Source organism: Savagea faecisuis, from assembly GCF_042675605.1.
GTDB lineage: Bacteria > Bacillota > Bacilli > Bacillales_A > Planococcaceae > Savagea > Savagea faecisuis.
The window spans coordinates 38,454-54,951 of sequence record NZ_JBHTJF010000041.1; the positions used below are offsets into that span (position 1 = coordinate 38,454).

18 protein-coding genes are annotated in these 16,498 nt (G+C 41.5%); 15 read left to right on the top strand and 3 right to left on the bottom strand.

The window, feature by feature from the left end; translation table 11 throughout:
• Positions 1 to 43 precede the first annotated feature (43 nt).
• Both whiA and ACFQ0V_RS12035 read left to right on the top strand, forming a co-directional pair.
• Entirely contained in the window at positions 44 to 988 is a 945-nt protein-coding gene (gene whiA, locus ACFQ0V_RS12030) for a DNA-binding protein WhiA (protein ID WP_381013923.1), read from the top strand.
• A 14-nt stretch (positions 989 to 1,002) separates the two neighbouring features.
• Complete coding sequence (locus tag ACFQ0V_RS12035; protein WP_381013925.1) at positions 1,003 to 1,260, top strand: HPr family phosphocarrier protein; 258 nt, start codon at positions 1,003 to 1,005, stop codon at positions 1,258 to 1,260.
• Positions 1,261 to 1,343: 83 nt separating this feature from the next.
• On the opposite strand, the gene clpP is transcribed toward ACFQ0V_RS12035, so the two are convergent.
• Positions 1,344 to 1,940: an ATP-dependent Clp endopeptidase proteolytic subunit ClpP gene (gene clpP / locus ACFQ0V_RS12040; RefSeq protein ID WP_381013927.1), complete on the bottom strand. Its 597-nt coding sequence runs from the start codon at positions 1,938 to 1,940 to the stop codon at positions 1,344 to 1,346.
• A 260-nt stretch (positions 1,941 to 2,200) separates the two neighbouring features.
• On the opposite strand from clpP, the gene hpaD reads away from it, so the two are divergent.
• Together hpaD and ACFQ0V_RS12050 are read left to right on the top strand one after the other, a co-directional pair.
• On the top strand, positions 2,201 to 3,187 hold the full coding sequence (gene hpaD, locus ACFQ0V_RS12045; RefSeq protein ID WP_381013929.1) for a 3,4-dihydroxyphenylacetate 2,3-dioxygenase: 987 nt from the start codon (positions 2,201 to 2,203) through the stop codon (positions 3,185 to 3,187).
• A 79-nt stretch (positions 3,188 to 3,266) separates the two neighbouring features.
• Positions 3,267 to 4,106 carry a MerR family transcriptional regulator gene (locus ACFQ0V_RS12050; RefSeq protein ID WP_381013931.1) on the top strand — a complete coding sequence of 280 codons (840 nt, stop codon included), beginning with the start codon at positions 3,267 to 3,269 and terminating at the stop codon, positions 4,104 to 4,106.
• On the opposite strand, the gene ACFQ0V_RS12055 is transcribed toward ACFQ0V_RS12050, so the two are convergent.
• Positions 4,069 to 4,974: a LysR family transcriptional regulator gene (locus ACFQ0V_RS12055; protein WP_381013934.1), complete on the bottom strand. Its 906-nt coding sequence runs from the start codon at positions 4,972 to 4,974 to the stop codon at positions 4,069 to 4,071. The genes ACFQ0V_RS12050 and ACFQ0V_RS12055 overlap by 38 nt on opposite strands.
• A gap of 193 nt (positions 4,975 to 5,167) precedes the next feature.
• Here ACFQ0V_RS12055 and hpaB point away from each other — a divergent pair, with 193 nt between their 5' ends.
• The 7 genes from hpaB (at position 5,168) to ACFQ0V_RS12090 (ending at position 11,549) form a co-directional block, all read left to right on the top strand.
• Complete coding sequence (gene hpaB, locus ACFQ0V_RS12060) at positions 5,168 to 6,616, top strand: 4-hydroxyphenylacetate 3-monooxygenase, oxygenase component (protein WP_381013937.1); 1,449 nt, start codon at positions 5,168 to 5,170, stop codon at positions 6,614 to 6,616.
• Positions 6,617 to 6,634: 18 nt separating this feature from the next.
• Complete coding sequence (locus ACFQ0V_RS12065; protein ID WP_381013940.1) at positions 6,635 to 7,465, top strand: hypothetical protein; 831 nt, start codon at positions 6,635 to 6,637, stop codon at positions 7,463 to 7,465.
• A 16-nt stretch (positions 7,466 to 7,481) separates the two neighbouring features.
• The gene (locus tag ACFQ0V_RS12070; protein WP_381013943.1) at positions 7,482 to 7,952 is read left to right on the top strand and encodes a flavin reductase family protein; all 471 of its coding nucleotides are present in this window, start codon (positions 7,482 to 7,484) and stop codon (positions 7,950 to 7,952) included.
• Positions 7,953 to 8,101: 149 nt separating this feature from the next.
• Positions 8,102 to 8,890 carry a fumarylacetoacetate hydrolase family protein gene (locus ACFQ0V_RS12075; protein WP_381013946.1) on the top strand — a complete coding sequence of 263 codons (789 nt, stop codon included), beginning with the start codon at positions 8,102 to 8,104 and terminating at the stop codon, positions 8,888 to 8,890.
• On the top strand, positions 8,887 to 9,645 hold the full coding sequence (locus tag ACFQ0V_RS12080) for a fumarylacetoacetate hydrolase family protein (RefSeq protein ID WP_381013948.1): 759 nt from the start codon (positions 8,887 to 8,889) through the stop codon (positions 9,643 to 9,645). Before ACFQ0V_RS12075 ends, ACFQ0V_RS12080 begins: the two co-directional genes overlap by 4 nt.
• An 11-nt stretch (positions 9,646 to 9,656) precedes the next feature.
• Positions 9,657 to 10,040: a 5-carboxymethyl-2-hydroxymuconate Delta-isomerase gene (locus tag ACFQ0V_RS12085; RefSeq protein ID WP_381013951.1), complete on the top strand. Its 384-nt coding sequence runs from the start codon at positions 9,657 to 9,659 to the stop codon at positions 10,038 to 10,040.
• A 78-nt stretch (positions 10,041 to 10,118) separates the two neighbouring features.
• Complete coding sequence (locus ACFQ0V_RS12090; protein WP_381013954.1) at positions 10,119 to 11,549, top strand: NAD-dependent succinate-semialdehyde dehydrogenase; 1,431 nt, start codon at positions 10,119 to 10,121, stop codon at positions 11,547 to 11,549.
• Between the two features lie 74 nt (positions 11,550 to 11,623).
• Here ACFQ0V_RS12090 and ACFQ0V_RS12095 read toward each other — a convergent pair whose 3' ends face one another.
• Positions 11,624 to 12,277 carry a GntR family transcriptional regulator gene (locus ACFQ0V_RS12095; protein WP_381013957.1) on the bottom strand — a complete coding sequence of 218 codons (654 nt, stop codon included), beginning with the start codon at positions 12,275 to 12,277 and terminating at the stop codon, positions 11,624 to 11,626.
• Positions 12,278 to 12,502: 225 nt separating this feature from the next.
• On the opposite strand from ACFQ0V_RS12095, the gene ACFQ0V_RS12100 reads away from it, so the two are divergent.
• From ACFQ0V_RS12100 to hpaI, 4 genes are all read left to right on the top strand, one after another.
• The gene (locus ACFQ0V_RS12100; RefSeq protein WP_381013961.1) at positions 12,503 to 13,546 is read left to right on the top strand and encodes a TRAP transporter substrate-binding protein; all 1,044 of its coding nucleotides are present in this window, start codon (positions 12,503 to 12,505) and stop codon (positions 13,544 to 13,546) included.
• Between the two features lie 12 nt (positions 13,547 to 13,558).
• The gene (locus ACFQ0V_RS12105; RefSeq protein WP_381013964.1) at positions 13,559 to 14,068 is read left to right on the top strand and encodes a TRAP transporter small permease; all 510 of its coding nucleotides are present in this window, start codon (positions 13,559 to 13,561) and stop codon (positions 14,066 to 14,068) included.
• A complete protein-coding gene (locus ACFQ0V_RS12110) occupies positions 14,058 to 15,359 on the top strand; it encodes a TRAP transporter large permease (RefSeq protein ID WP_381013967.1) in 1,302 nt (433 codons plus the stop codon). The genes ACFQ0V_RS12105 and ACFQ0V_RS12110 overlap by 11 nt, the downstream gene beginning before the upstream one ends.
• A gap of 95 nt (positions 15,360 to 15,454) precedes the next feature.
• Entirely contained in the window at positions 15,455 to 16,360 is a 906-nt protein-coding gene (gene hpaI / locus ACFQ0V_RS12115; protein ID WP_381013970.1) for a 2,4-dihydroxyhept-2-ene-1,7-dioic acid aldolase, read from the top strand.
• The last annotated feature ends 138 nt before the right edge of the window (positions 16,361 to 16,498 follow it).

The window sequence follows — 16,498 nt, forward strand, 5'->3', positions numbered from 1 at the left end:
TGAAGAGACGATACTGTATCGTGAACGGAAGGGAGAAATTCAATTGTCATTCGCTTCAAAAACGAAGAAAGAATTAACGCAAATCGAAGCAGACGAATGTTGCTTAAAAGCAGAAACAGCTGCTTTCATTCGAATGAATGGTGTTCTATCTTTGTCCAATAAACAGTTGAGTTTAGACATTCAAACTGAAAACGCAGCAATTGCGAGGCGGATGTACTCTAATTTAAAAGCATTGTATCAAGTGGAGGTCGAACTGCTCGTCCGCCGCAAAATGCGTTTGAAAAAAAATAATGTGTACATTTGTCGCATACGTAAAGATGCGAAAAAAATATTAGAACAGCTAAGTATTTTAAAAGAAGGATTTCAATTTCAAAATGAAATTGATCCAAAGTTAATTCAAGATGATTGTTGTAAACGTTCTTATTTACGAGGGGCATTTTTAGCGGGAGGTTCGGTTAACAATCCTGAAACATCATCGTATCATTTAGAAATTTTTTCAGTATATGAAGAACAGAGCAAAGCGCTCGTCGATTTGATGAACGTGTACGATTTAAATGCGAAGTCAATCGAACGTAAAAAAGGCTACATCGCCTATTTGAAAGAAGCTGAGAAAATTTCCGACTTTCTCGGAATTGTCGGAGCCTACGTAGCGCTTATGAAATTTGAGGACGTCCGCATCATTCGTGACGTGCGAAATAGCGTGAACCGCCTTGTCAATTGTGAAACAGCGAATTTAAATAAGACGATTAGCGCAGCGCAGCGACAAGTTGAAAATATTAAATTAATTGAGCGAACGATCGGCATCGATGAACTGCCGGAACGACTACAAGAAGTAGCACGTCTACGAGTAGAACATCAAGATGTCACGTTAAAAGAGCTCGGCGAAATGATTTCAGGCGGACCCGTCAGCAAATCTGGAATTAACCATCGCTTACGAAAAATCGAAGAAATTGCGAACAATTTAAAAGAACATGGAAGTGTAAGATGAGGAGGAAAGACGACATGCGAGAGATAGAGACAACAGTTCAAATGAAGACAGGTTTACAAGCAAGACAAGCGGCATTATTCGTTCAAGTAGCAAATCGATTTGCTTCTGACATTTTTTTAGAAAAGGACGGACGACGCGTCAACGCGAAAAGTATTATGGGCGTCATGAGCTTGGCGATTGCACGTGGAACGACAATTAAACTTTTAGCAGAAGGTGCCGACGAAGAGAAAGCATTGGAAGAATTGCGCGAACTTGTCGAGTCAGAAGAATAAGTGAGAGTACGCAAAATGCGTATCCTTTCTTAATGAAAAAAATCCTGAACAGAGCGAATGCTCGATTCAGGATTTTATTTGTTTTATGCCATTTTTTCGTCGTGACGTTCTACGATGTGGTCGATTAAACCGTATTCGAGAGCACGTTCAGCTGTCATGAAGTTATCGCGATCTGTATCTTTCTCGATCACTTCTAACGGTTGACCCGTACGTTCTGCCATAATTCGGTTTAATTTGTCGCGTAAGAACAAGATGCGTTTTGCAGCGATGTCGATTTCAGTCGCTTGACCTTGTGCGCCACCGAGTGGTTGGTGAATCATCACTTCAGCGTTTGGAAGAGCAAAACGTTTGCCTTTCGTACCCGCTGTTAATAAAAATGCACCCATAGAAGCAGCCATACCGATACAAATGGTTTGAATATCTGGTTTAATAAACTGCATCGTATCGTAAATCGCCATACCTGCTGTAATGCTTCCGCCAGGTGAGTTAATATAGATTGAAATATCTTTGTCTGGATCTTCTGCTTCTAAGAAGAGAAGTTGTGCCACGATTGAGTTTGCTACGTTATCGTCGATTCCGCTACCAAGCATAATGATGCGGTCTTTCAAAAGACGTGAGTAAATGTCGTAAGCACGCTCACCACGGCTCGTCTGTTCAATAACTGTTGGAATTAAGTTCATGTAGTAGTTCCTCCTTTTGAATAACTCGAACACTATCTTTTTTATTATATAGAAAGAAGTGCTCAAGTACTAGCTTTATACGTATCATACACCTATGGTCAATGAAGGTCAAAAGAAATGCATCGCACGAAAAAATAGAGGAGATTCATAAAATAATCCGACTTTTTAGAAATGTGAATAAAATATGGACAAAAGTATTGACCTTACACCTACTGGAAGGTTTATAGTAAATATACAATCATTCAAGGGGGTAATGAATTATGAAAAAACCATTTGATATTGTCCGACTTCACCACGCAGAAGTGACAGTAACAGATTTAGATCGTGCACGTCATTTTTATTGTGAAGGACTCGGATTCATCGAGACTGAATCGGATGACAATCACATTTATTTACGTGCGTTAGAAGATGCAAACCACCATTGTTTAGTATTGACGAAAGGCGAACGTGCTAGCTTAAAACATATCGCATATCGTGTAAGCGCTGACAGTGATTTAGATGAACTCGATAAATTATTCACAGAGCTCGGCGTGAAAAAACGTTGGTTAGAGCCAGGCGAAGAAAAAGGACAAGGCCGTGCACTCCGCATTCAAGATCCAGGAGGTATTCCGGTAGAGTTCTTCTTCGAAATGGACAAAGCAGAGCGCATGTTGCAGAAGTATCATTTACAAGGGAATGTGAAAATTAAACGTATCGACCACGCAAACTGCTTAATTACGAACATTGATGATTTATACGATTGGTACGCAGAAAACTTAGGTTTCCGTACATCAGAATATACAGTGAAAACAATTTCAGAAGATAAAGAAGCGATGTGGGCAGCTTGGATGCACCGTAAGCCAAGCGTTCACGACCTCGCACTCATTAGCGACCGTGGACCACGCTTCCACCATACAGGCTTCTGGATGGACGATGCGAAATCAATTCTCGACGCATGTGACCATTTAGCAGCACTCGGCTACTATGCAAATATTGAGCGTTCACCAGGACGTCACGGAACATCGAACGCATTCTTCGTATACGTTCGCGATCCAGACGGCAACCGTATGGAACTTTACACAGGTGACTACTTCACGAACGACCCAGACTGGGAGCCAGTGAAATGGAATTTAGATCACCCACAACGTGCAACATTCTGGGGTGCGATGCCACCGAAAAGCTGGACAGAAGAAGCCGTTCCAGTTGAAGATATTTTAACAGGAGAATACCTCCCAATCGAAGAACTCGCTCACAATAAAAAGAAATAAAAACGAGCCTCCAAATGAGAAATTTGGAGGCTTTTCTTTATGGTAAGGGCTATAATAGATACAAATGGAGGGAAGCGTGATGAATGCACATTTTACAATCGGTCAAATGGCGAAGCTGCACAATATGAATCCGAAAACACTTCGCTATTACGATGAGATTGATCTGTTTAAGCCGATCGAAGTGAATGAGGACAACGGATATCGTTACTACTCCGCTGAGCAATTTAAACAACTCGACTTCATTAACTATTTAAAAACGGTCGGCTTAACATTAGAAGAGATTAAAGAACAACTACATGAACGAAATTTAGAAGGTTTTATCGAAACGATGGAAATGTATAGCGATATTAACCGAGCGAAAATTGAAGAACTTCATTACGTCCAAAAGACGATTGATTTACGCATGCATGAATTAAAGCGCCTTCAACAATTCGATCAATTAAACGAACCGCTTCTCGAATACATCCCGAAACGTCATACGCTCAACTTCAAAAGCGAGATTACATCCATTTATGATTTAGAAATTGCGCTTCGCACGTTAAAAGAAAAAACCGATCATTTCATATCCGTATTCGTCGGAAAGATCGGTTTAGTCATTTCGGAAGAGCAGATGGAAGATACCACATTAACGTATGACTCAATTTTTTACGTTTTAGAAGTGGAAGATCGCCTTCCTGTTCTTTATTTAGATGCGGTATCCGAATTAGTGGAAGGAACGTATGCGACGATTTATTTTCGTGGCGGGCACGCTGAAGCGCGAACATATTACGAAACATTAAAACATTACATTGCGAAAGAGCAAGTTCAACCGATCGGGCCTTATATGATACGCGTCCTCATCGATCAATTTATTTCAGATGACCCGAAAGAACATTTATCTGTTATTTCAGTGCCGATTGCGGAACTTCCTGTTGAGTGAGCTGTTCAATAAAGTATTTCGTACTCGCCGATAAAATATTCGTCTTCTTCCATATAACAGCAGGCTCAGAATAAATCGACATGTTTGAAATTGGCAAGACGATGAAATTATCTTTATGGAACTTCAATAAAGAAGAGGCGGGGATAATCGTAATACCCATCCCTTCACTGACGAGACCGAGCAACATATCGATATTCGGAGACTCGCATAAAATATTCGGATGTAAGCCGAGTTGATCAAATTGATTGACGATAATTTCATATTGTCCGATCCCTCGCATTCTATGGAGGAGAAGGAGTGGATATTCTGCGATTGTTTCTAACGTAATATCATCAGCTTCTTCAAATTCTCCCCATTCTTTCGGAATGACGGCAACATACTTTTCCGGATTGAGCGGAATCGAGTGGAAATCTTGTAAATCGATCGGCAAGCGAACGATAGCCATTTGAATTTCATTCATACTGAGCAATTCAACGAGAAACGAAGAATCTCCTTCACGTAAATCAAATTTAATATTCGGATAGTACTCACGAAATGAATTCATTTCATTCGGCAAGTAAGAGAAGCATGATTTTACACAACCGATCGGCAATGTACCGCGAATTCCTTCGGTCACTTCAAGCAATTCTTGCTTCGTATGATCGATCATTGAAAAGATTTGTTCTGCTCTTTTATATAAAATTTCGCCTGCAGCTGTCAATTGTAAGCGCCTTCCTTGGCGAATAAACAATTCTGTATTAAGAGATTGTTCGAATTTTTGCAAAGATTGGCTGAGTGGCGGTTGCGCCATATGAAGCTTTTTCGCAGCTTTCGTAATCTGTCCTTCTTCTGCAATTGTGTAAAAATAGTACAGTTGTTTCATATTCATATAAAACTCCTCCTCTGTTATATAAAAAAGATATGAATAAACAATGTTTTTGATATTTTACATATATCATAACATATATGATAATGAAATTAACTTAATCGTGCGACTTTTCTGCAAAGCATGATAAGTTGCTTTCACAAATTAGAAAGCGTTTACTTTCAAATCATTTATTTAACTAGGGAGGAATTTAGTAATGGGAGCTAAAACAGGTAAGCAGTATATTGAGCGCTTGAAAAAAGCAAAAAACACAGTGTATGTGGATGGTGAAAAAGTAGAGGACGTAACAGAGCATAAGGCGTTTAAAAACGTTGTAAACTCAATGGCACGTTTATACGACATCCAACATGAAAAGAAAGACAAAATGTTATACACTTCACCAACAACAGGTGATCAAGTTGGTATGACGTTCAAACACCCAACGACAATCGATGATTTAATTGCACGCCGTGAAGCAACACAAGAATGGGCACGTTCACACGCAGGTATGATGGGACGTTCACCAGACTACTTAAACGCAGAAGTAATGGCAATGGGTATGAACAACTCATTATTCGCAGAAGCAGATGAGCGCTTCGCAGACAACGCTCGTAAATATTATGAGTATGCACGTGAAAACGACATCAGCTTAACGCATACATTAATTCACCCACAAGTGAACCGTGCGAAAGCAGAACACGAACAGAAAGATGCAAACGTTTCATTACACTTAGTAGAAGAAAACCAAGACGGAATTATCGTAGATGGTATTCGTTTACTCGCAACACAAGCTGCGATCACAGACGAAACACTCGTATTCCCATCAACAGTTAAAAAAGCTGGAGAGTTAGACGATCCATATTCACTCGCATTCGTTGTAGAAAACAATGCTGAAGGATTGAAAATGATCAGCCGTGAATCATGGGATTACCGCGACAACAAATGGGACTACCCACTTTCTTCACAATTCGAAGAAGGAGACGCAATTGTGTCATTTGAAAACGTATTCATTCCATGGGAGCGCGTATTCGTATGTGGTAACTCTGACATTTGTAACCGTACATTCGGTGATACAAACGCAGTTGTTCACATGGCTCACCAAGTTGTTTCAAAAGCAATTATTAAAACTGAGTTTATCTTAGGTGTTGCTTTATCAATTATGGAAGCAATCGGAATCGACCAGTTCCAACACGTAAAAGACAAAGGTCGCGACATCATGATCACGCTCGAAACGATGCGTTCACACATCTACCGTGCAGAGCACAACGCGAAACTCGACGAATCAGGTATGATGACTCCAGACTTCGCAGCATTAAATGCAGCGCGTAACTGGTACCCACGTATTTATCCAAAATTAGCTGAAATCATTCGCGTGCTTGCAGCTTCAGGATTAACAGGTATTCCAACACAAGCAGACTTCGAAAACGAAGAAATCGGCGACATTTTACGTCGTGGATTACAAGGTGCTCACGTTGATGGATATGAGCGTGTACAATTATTCCGTTTAGCTTGGGACTTAACAGCAAGCGCATTCGGAACACGTCAATCACACTACGAATACTACTTCTTCGGAGATCCAGTTCGTATGGGTATGACATACTTCGATACATTCGAAAAAGAGCCGTACAAAAACTTCGTTAAAGATTTCTTAAACGACTTAAAATAATAATTGGGGGAGATTAGGATGGAAATCGTCTACATGAATGGTGCAACTGAATATGAGCCGACGGATGAACAAGCGATGGCGATCGGATTTTTCGATGGCGTCCACCGCGGACACCAGGCGCTACTTCGAGCAGCCCAACAGCAGGCGAAGGCGAACGGTCACACTTTTGCGGTGATGACGTTCAGCCCCCATCCAGACGAAGTCATTCGTGGCATGAAGGACAAAAAATACATTACGCCACTCGCTGAAAAAGTTCGAGTGATGAAAAAATTCGGCGTCGAGCGTATGTACATCGTCCAGTTTGATTGGGATTTTGCATCCTTATCTCCTGAACAATTCGTTGAGCGATACGTCGTTCAATTAAAAACAAAGCATGCGGTGATTGGCTTTGACTACCATTACGGGAAAAAAGCGAGCGGCAATGCGGATACTTTGCAAGCGAGTGGTCAACAGTACGGATTTGGCGTTTCTGTCATCCGTAAAAAGACTGACGGCGCAGCAGAAAAAATTAGCTCTACTTTAGTGCGTCAATTGATTGCAGATGGACGTATCGAGCGAGTGACGAACTTGCTCGGTCGCCCATTTGAAATGGTTGCAACAATTGCCCCCCAGCAATTACACACTTACAGTATGAACGTGGACCCTTCATACGCCGTACCTGCAACGGGCACGTACGAAGTTGTGATGCAACAAGGCCGTCGCATGACAATTGGTCGTGTGATGAGCGATGGTGTTCAAATGACATTACGCACGGAAGAATTATCAGATTGGTCAGGCGCAACACGCATTACATTCATCCGTACAGCGACGGAATATTCGAATGTAACAGCGCAAGCGGTGGCCCAGTGAAAGGGAGGAAATTAGAATGGATGGACGCGAATTTAGAAATGCAATGGGTCGCTTTGCGACAGGTGTGACGATCATTACAGCACCTGAGCAAGAAGGTGGCGTACACGGTATGACAGCGAACGCTTTCGTATCGATTTCACTCGACCCGAAACTCGTCATGATTTCGATTGATAACCGAGCGAATATGCTTGAAACAATTCGTAAAGCGGACAAATTCGGTGTAAGCTTCCTCCGCGAAGAACAACAGCCAATTTCGATGCACTTTGCGAACCAAAAACCGATGGAAGAAGAGATTGAATTTGCTTATATGGACAACATTCCTTACATTCCAAATTCATTAGCTTCTGTCGTTTGTGACGTTCACGAAATGATCGTTGCGGGAGACCATACACTATTTATCGGTAAAGTTCTCGATACGAAAGTAGAAGACGGAGATCCGTTACTCTTCTATCAAGGACAATACCGTGCAATTGAAGAGCAACAATAAGATACATGAGCGGTTCGCTTGTCACGAAGCAAATCCGCTTGCATAATGGAAGCGTTGTCTATAATCATCTATTTATCCTATCGGATTAGTAGATTTTTGAGTCAACGCTTTTCCCATAGTGAGAACATATGAAAAAGGAGTGTTTTATCGTGAAAGATATTCAATTAAAGTTTAAAGGGGTCGAACACGTACTCGACGCGAAAGTAGACTTCGCATCAGAACAAGTAGAAGTGAACGGTCTCGATTATTCAATCGAACAAGTGCCTTTCGACGTTCCAGTTTCAGGAACGATGTACGGCTTATTATTAAACTATAAAGACGAGTACGCAGCTTTAGAAGGTGAAATGAACGACAAACCATATGTCGCACCACCGAAAGCACCTGTACTTTACATTAAACCAGAAAATACATTTATCGCAGATGGCGAAATGATTCCACTTCCAGATGAGGAAGAAGAACTTCGCGTTGGCGCAGCACTTGGTATCGTCATCGGTCGCGATGCAACACGCGTATCGAAAGAAGACGCATATGACTACATCGCTGGATACACAGTCGTGAATGATATTTCACTTCCACATACGAACGTTCACCGCCCAGCTGTTAAAGAAAAAGCGCGTGACGGTTTCTGTCCAGTAGGACCATGGATCATGAGCAAAGAAGCAGTAGCGAATCCGAACGACTTAACGATCACAGTAAAAGTGAACGATGAAGTGAAACAAACGGTTCAAACGAAAAACTTAATTCGCAATGTTGAAACGATCATCGAAGACTTAACAGACTTCATGACGCTTTATGCAGGAGATGTTGTCTTAGTCGGTGTCGATCACGGCGCGCCAATCGTTAAAGAAAATGACGGCGTAACGATCGAAATTGAAGGCGTTGGTACGTTATACAACCGCGTTATGAAAGAGTCAGCATTGAAGGAGGTAAAACGATGAGAACAGCACGTGTCGTTTATAAAGGAGCAATTCAAGCAGCATATCCACATACAGAAGATGAAATTCGCTTAGCGAGCGGACAAATCGTCAACGAAAAAGACGTTGAATGGTTACCGCCAGTAGAGCCACGCACAGTGTTCACATTAGGTTTGAACTACGCGGACCACGCGGCAGAGTTATCATTCGCAGCGCCGACAGAACCACTCGTATTCTTAAAAGGAAAGAACACATTTATCGGACATAACGGTGAAACGCGCCGTCCGAGTGATGTGACGTTCATGCACTATGAGTGTGAGCTCGCAGTCGTCATCGGAAAATCAGGAAAGAAAATTAAAAAAGAAGACGCATACGATTACGTTGCTGGATACACAGTAGCGAACGACTATGCGCTTCGTGACTATTTAGAAAACTATTACCGTCCAAACTTACGCGTCAAAAACCGTGATACATGTACACCGATCGGTCCATGGTTCGTTTCAAAAGACGAAGTGAAAGATCCGATGAATTTATCTTTAAAAACGTACATTAACGGTGAAGTGAAACAAGAAGGTACGACAGCGGATATGGTATTCGGTATTCCAGAATTAATTGAAAACATCAGTTCATATATGACATTGAATGAAGGAGACCTCATTTTAACAGGAACTCCGAAAGGTTCAGTCGATACGAAAGTCGGCGACGTTGTCGTTACAGAAGTTGAAGGTGTAGGTCGCTTAGTGAACACGATCGTAGGCGACGATCAATTTAACCGATAGGAGCGAAATCCATGCCACATATTATTATTGAATATACGAAAAACCTCGTAGACGAGGGCGATATTCCGGCATTACTCCAAAAAATTAATGACGCATTGCTTGAGCACCCGACGATCATTCCAATCGGCGGGTTGCGCACGCGTGCCATTCGTTTAGACGAGTATGTCGTAGCGGACGGTGCGCAAGATGATGCATTCGTCCATGCGACGATGAAGCTCGGTGGAGGACGTACGGAAGAACAACTCCAACTCGTAGGCGATGCTGCGTTCAATGCGATTGTAGAGCATTTTCAAGCTATTTTTGACAAGCGTTCACTCGCACTGTCATTAGAAATGCAAATCTTAGATCGTCCAACGTATAAGAAAAATAATATACATTTACGATACAAAAAGTAAGAAACATCGAGCGATAGATGATACACTCGATTTTAGCAGTGCAAGACAAAACCTGAAGGAAGAAAGAAGGGAAATGGAATGGCAGTTAAACAATATCTTAACTACATCAATGGCGAGTGGATCGGTCAAGATTTGGAGCAAAAAGAAGTCATTAACCCAGCGACATTAGAAGTCGTCGCGCAAGTTCCTTATGGAGGCACAGATTTAGCGAAGCTCGCAACAGATGCGGCAGCGGAAGCATTCGAATCATGGAAAACGCTCACAGCAGAAGAGCGCAGTGCATACCTTTATCGCTGGTATGAACTCGTAAAAGAAAACGAACTCGACATCGCAAAAACGATGACGACAGAACAAGGAAAGCCACTTCAAGAAGCACTTGGAGAAGTTCGTTATGCGAACGGTTATATTTTATGGTACGCAGAAGAAGCGAAGCGTATTTACGGTGAGACGATTCCAGCTTCTCATCGCGATAAGCGTCTTCTCGTTCATCATCAACCAATCGGTGTCGTCGCAGCGATTACACCTTGGAACTTCCCAGCGGCGATGATCACGCGTAAATTAGCACCTGCATTAGCAGCGGGCTGTACGGCAGTGATGAAGCCAGCACAATACACACCGCTTACTGCGATTAAATTGATTGAACTCGCAGAACAAGCAGGTATTCCGAAAGGCGTCTTAAACCTCGTAACAGGAAGCAGTAGCCAAATCGGAAAAGCGTGGAATGAAGATTCACGCGTGCGTAAATTAACATTTACTGGTTCGACAGAAGTCGGTAAATTATTGATGAAAGACGCAGCAGATACGATGAAAAAAGTATCGCTCGAACTCGGTGGTCACGCACCATTCATCATTTTAAAAGATGCGGATCTCGACCGTGCAGTCGAAGGTGTGCTCGCATCGAAATTCCGTAACGCAGGTCAAACGTGTATTTGTACGAACCGTGTCTTCGTTCATGAATCAATCGAAGAACAATTCGTGGCGCGTTTAACAGAAGCGGTAGAAAAATTCAAAATCGGTAACGGCTTAGATGAAGGAACGGATATCGGTCCTTTAATCGATGAAGCAGCAATCGATAAAGTAGATGAACAAGTGAAGGACGCTGTATCGAAAGGTGCGAAAGTAACAGTCGGCGGTGCGCGTCCAGACCTCGAAGGATTCTACTATGAGCCAACTGTTATTTCAAATGTCCAAGATGACATGTTATGTATGTACGAAGAGACATTCGGTCCACTCGTACCGGTGACGACATTCAAAACGATCGATGAAGCAGTTGAACGTGCGAACAACTCTCCATTCGGTTTGGCAGCGTATGTCTTCACAACGAATTTAACAGAAGCGATCCAAGTGAGCGAAGCGTTAGAATACGGAATCGTCGGCTTAAACGACGGTGCGCCATCAACGCCACAAGCGCCATTTGGTGGATTCAAAGAAAGTGGTCTCGGTCGCGAAGGCGGTCGTCAAGGAATCGAAGACTACTTAGAAACAAAATTTATCTCAATTCGCCTTTAATACAACATACGCCCCTCTTATCGCAACATATAAAAAAACGAAGTTACTCCATTAGAGTAGCTTCGTTTTTTAATTTAAGGACGATGCGTTTCACGAAAGGCGTGTAACGTATTCATTTTATGTTCACGAGCAGCTCGTTCGATCACAGCTAACGAAGCTTGTTCGCGGAAATATTGTAGTAATTGTTCGTGTTCACCGATAGAATGCGGCGTGCGTTGCGGGAAGAACGTAAAACCATTTTGTCTCACAATATCGAGACGTTCCCACAATTCTTTAATGCTGCGAATGAGTGGTTCATTCGGGCATTGTTGATAAATCGTATAGTGAAACAATCGATTTTTTTCATTCACTTCATCGATTTCATAATTTTCGAGATGATGCTTCATTTCCAAATTGATAGCTGTCAATTGTTCGATCGCTTTTTCTGTCATGTACGGAGCCGACAAAGCAGTAGCATACCCTTCGAGTACCGCTAATACTTCCAACGTTTGTTCGTAATCTTGCTTATTGATGCCTTTGACAATGGCACCGATATTTGGCTCATATTCAATTAATTGTTCAGATTCCAATTGGTGAATCGCTTCACGCACAGGAATATGACTTGAATTGACCTCCTTTGCGATTTGATCGATGACAATTCGCTGACCTGCTACATAAGTCCCATCCACAATTCTCGAACGTATCACATGATACGCATATTGTCTTTTATTCATTTTAGTTTTTGTCATATTCATAATATATCCTATCGTATATGTTGTTGCAACTATGTAAATTGGAATAAATAAACATATTTCGATCGAAACTGTAGTGCTTTGTCAAAATTATCGAATAATATGTAAAAATGTGTTGAAAACATATATAAAATGATATACGATATGATTAATCACTTTTGTGATAGGGCTTACATTTCTGAAAATTGCGTAAGCAGACATAATGATGAGGGGGTAAAACGTATGAAAAAATTATTTGATGTGAAGTTGCTAGTCGTTTTATTAGGGGTTCTTTTCATCGCTGCTTGTGGAAGCGGTAACAACGACGGTGGATCAACAGATGGCGGTAAATCAGTGAAACTTGATTTATCTCACTTCTTCCCACCAGCACACTTCCAAGAAGAAGAGATTCAAGGGCTAATTAAGGAGATTGATGAAGCAACAGATGGTCGTATTAAAGTGACATCATATCCAGGGGGATCGCTCGCAGCACCAGACGAGCAGTTTGACGCAGCGGCGACAGGATCAGTCGACATTTCATTAAGTGTTCACGGGTACACACCGAACCAATTCCCATTGACGTCAGTAATGGAATTACCATTCATGACACAAGATGCGGAAAGCGGTTCAAAGAACTTATGGGAGCTTTACAAAGAGTTTGACGAGTTTGACCAAGAGTATGCAGGAACTGTTCCACTTTGGTTATACACGACAGACCCAGGTCAGTTATTTACAACGAAGAAACAAGTGAAGTCAATTGAAGACTTGAAGGGTATGCGTATTCGTTCACCTTCAGCTGAAACGAGCGAATGGTTACAAGCGTTAGGTGCAACACCAGTATCAATGCCGATGAACGAAAACTTCGAAGCATTAGAGCGTGGCGTTGTAGACGGAACGATCGCACCTTGGGAAGCAATTTACACTTGGGGTCTTGACGAAGTTGTAAAATACGCAACAATCGGTAACTTCTACTCAACAACAATGTTCGTCGTGATGAACGAAGGCGAATTTAACGCACTTGATGAAGAAGACCAAAAAGTATTAAAAGAATTAACGAATGAGCGTATGGCAGAACAAACAGGTAAAGCATTTGATGCAATTAGTGAAAAAGCAATCGAACAAGCGAAAGATAAAGGCATTGAAATTTACGAATTATCAGATAGTGATTTAGAAGAATGGTCTAAGTTCATTAATCCAACAATCCAAAACTGGATTGACAAAGTTGAAAAACGTAACTTACCAGGTCAAGCAGTTTATGACCGTGCGGTAGAATTACGCGATAAATAGGAGTGAGACGGGATGAAAAAATTCATATCGATTGTAGATACTGTTACAGATAAAATCGTATTCATCCAACAACAATTAGCGAACCTTTTACTTCTATTTATCATGGTGCTTATTTCAATGGACGTTTTAGGACGTAACTTGTTTAATAAGCCACTGCAAGGAAGCTATGAAGTGACCGAGCTCAGCTCGGCACTTCTCGTTTTCTTCGCACTTGCGATTACGCATAAAGTGAATGATCACATTACGATTGATTTCGTCATGACGAAATTGCCAGAACGTGTACAACAAATCGTTTACGGTTTCGTTGAATTAGTCATTACAATCGTTTTATTCTTTATGGCGAAGCAAGTGTATGGGAATGGAGTACGCATGATGAACAGTGGGGTAACGACGACGGATTTAGGAATCCCGATCTATCCAGCGCTCTTCATCATCACGTTTGCGATTATTGTGTTTGCTTTTGTATCCATTATGAAAATGTTAAAACATTGGGGATTGGCGGTGGAACGACATGAGTCCTGAAACAATTGGAATGATAGGAATTGTATTACTTCTCGTACTATTCGTATTGCGAGTACCGATCAGTGTTTCGTTAATTATTGTAGGGATTTTCGGAATCTCGATGATTCGCGGATGGGATGCAGCTTTAATTCAATTAGGAACGACTCCGTTCTCGACTGCTAGTTCTTATTCATTAAGCGTTATCCCACTATTCGTTTTAATGGGAATGTTCCTTTCGTATAGTGGATTCGGAAACGATTTGTATCGTGCAGTAGACTCGTGGATCGGTCACGTTCGAGGCGGTCTTGCGATTACGACAATCGGAACGAGTGCGCTCTTCTCAGCAATCTCAGGTTCTGTAAACGCAACGACAGCAACGATGGCACGTATCGCATTACCAGAAATGCGCAAGTACAAATATGATCCAGGTTTATCTACATCGTGTGTTGCAGCAGGTGGAACATTAGGAATTTTAATTCCACCGAGTGTTATTTTAGTACTTTACGGTATTTTAACGATGGAACCGATTGGGAAATTGTTAATTGCCGGAATTGTACCAGGTTTATTACAAATGGCGCTCTTCATGATCGTCATCTATGTCATGGTTTTACGCAAACCAGAAATTGCACCAGTTACAGAAAAGAAACCGATGTCAGTAAAACTTAAATCATTAAATAGTGTATGGCCGTTCTTATTGCTTTTCGTCATTAGTATTGGAGGAATTTACTTAGGATTCTTCACACCGACAGAAGCAGGGGGCGTAGGAGCGTTTGGAGCATTCTTACTTGCGGTATTAACACGTCGCTTAAGCTGGAATGATTTCAAGCTTTCATTAAGTGAAACAACTCGTTTAACAGCGATGATTTTCTTCATCTTAATCGGTGCGGATATTTTCGGTAAGTTTTTAGCGCTTAGCCGAATTCCAGTGATGATCACACAATTCGTTGCGGAATCATCATTAAGTCCGATGATTATTTTATCTGTTATTCTCGTCGTTTACTTTGTTTTAGGTTTATTCTTAGACGGTATTGCGATTTTCACGTTAACATTACCAGTAGTTTACCCATTGATTACAATGTTAGGTTTCGACGGCATTTGGTTCGGTGTCGTAATGGTTCTCGTTATGAACATAGGATTATTAACACCGCCGCTCGGTTTAAGTGTTTACATTATTAGTGGAGTTGCGAAAGAAGTACCGATTCATAAGATCTTCAAAGGTGTATTACCGATGTTATTCGCGATGATTTTATGTATGGTGCTCGTCATCATCTTCCCATCAATTGTGACATTTTTACCTGACTTAATGAAATAAATAAAAAAATCAGCGAAATCCGTTGATTTTTTATACTAAATCATATATGATTTTATATATGAAGAACAATCCAATTAGAAAAGGAGCAGATATCAATGCCAAAGTATGCAGAAGCTAGAAAAAAATTAAGAGGTTCAATTTGTCCTGTAATTACTCCATTTAAAGAAGACGGTTCAATCGATGAGGAGACGTTCAAAGACCTCGTGAACTGGCAGATCGAAAGCGGCAGCCACGGAATTTCAGTAACAGGAACGAGCGGTGAGCCAAGCTCGATGACAGTAGAAGAGCGTAAACGTGTAATGGACCTCGCAAAAGAGGCAATTGACGGACGTGTCTTCTTCACGCCAGGAACAGGCTCAACAAACTTTGACGAAGCGATGGAATTGACGAAGTACGCGGAAGAAATCGGTGCAGACGCAGCGATGGTTATCGTACCTTACTACAATAAACCAAACCAAGCGGCACTTTTCGATCACTTCAAAACAATTGCAGACGCAGTTGAAATTCCAATCATCCTTTACAACATTCCAGGACGTACAGGTGTGAACTTAGAAGTAGAAACGATGAAAGCTTTAGTTGACGCTTGCCCGAACATCATCGGTGCAAAAGAATCAAACAAAGACTTCGAACACGTTAACCGCGTCATGTTATACTGCGGCCGCGATTTCTTGCTTTACTCAGGAATCGAATTACTTTGCTACCCAATGCTCGCAATCGGTGGCGCTGGATTCATCAGTGCGACAGCGAACGTTGACCCAGTACGCGTTGCTGAACTTTACAACTTATGGGATGCAGGCGATGTGAAAGGTGCACAAGATATGCACTACACGATGATGCCATTAAACGACGTATTATTTAAAGATACAAACCCAGCACCAGTAAAAGCAGCACTCGGTATGATGGGCAAAATTACACCAAAATTACGCCGTCCATTAGGATTACCAACTGAAGAATTACAATCAGAAGTACGCGAAGTATTAGAAAGCTTAGATTTAATCTAATTGAGATCAAATCATCGAAAAGCCTCTCATTTCGAATGCGAGGTGAGAGGCTTTTTTGACTTATAAAATATCACTACCGTCGCATAAATAACGTCTGAATTTTCAGTTATTATTTTTCTAGATTTTAATGAAAAAACG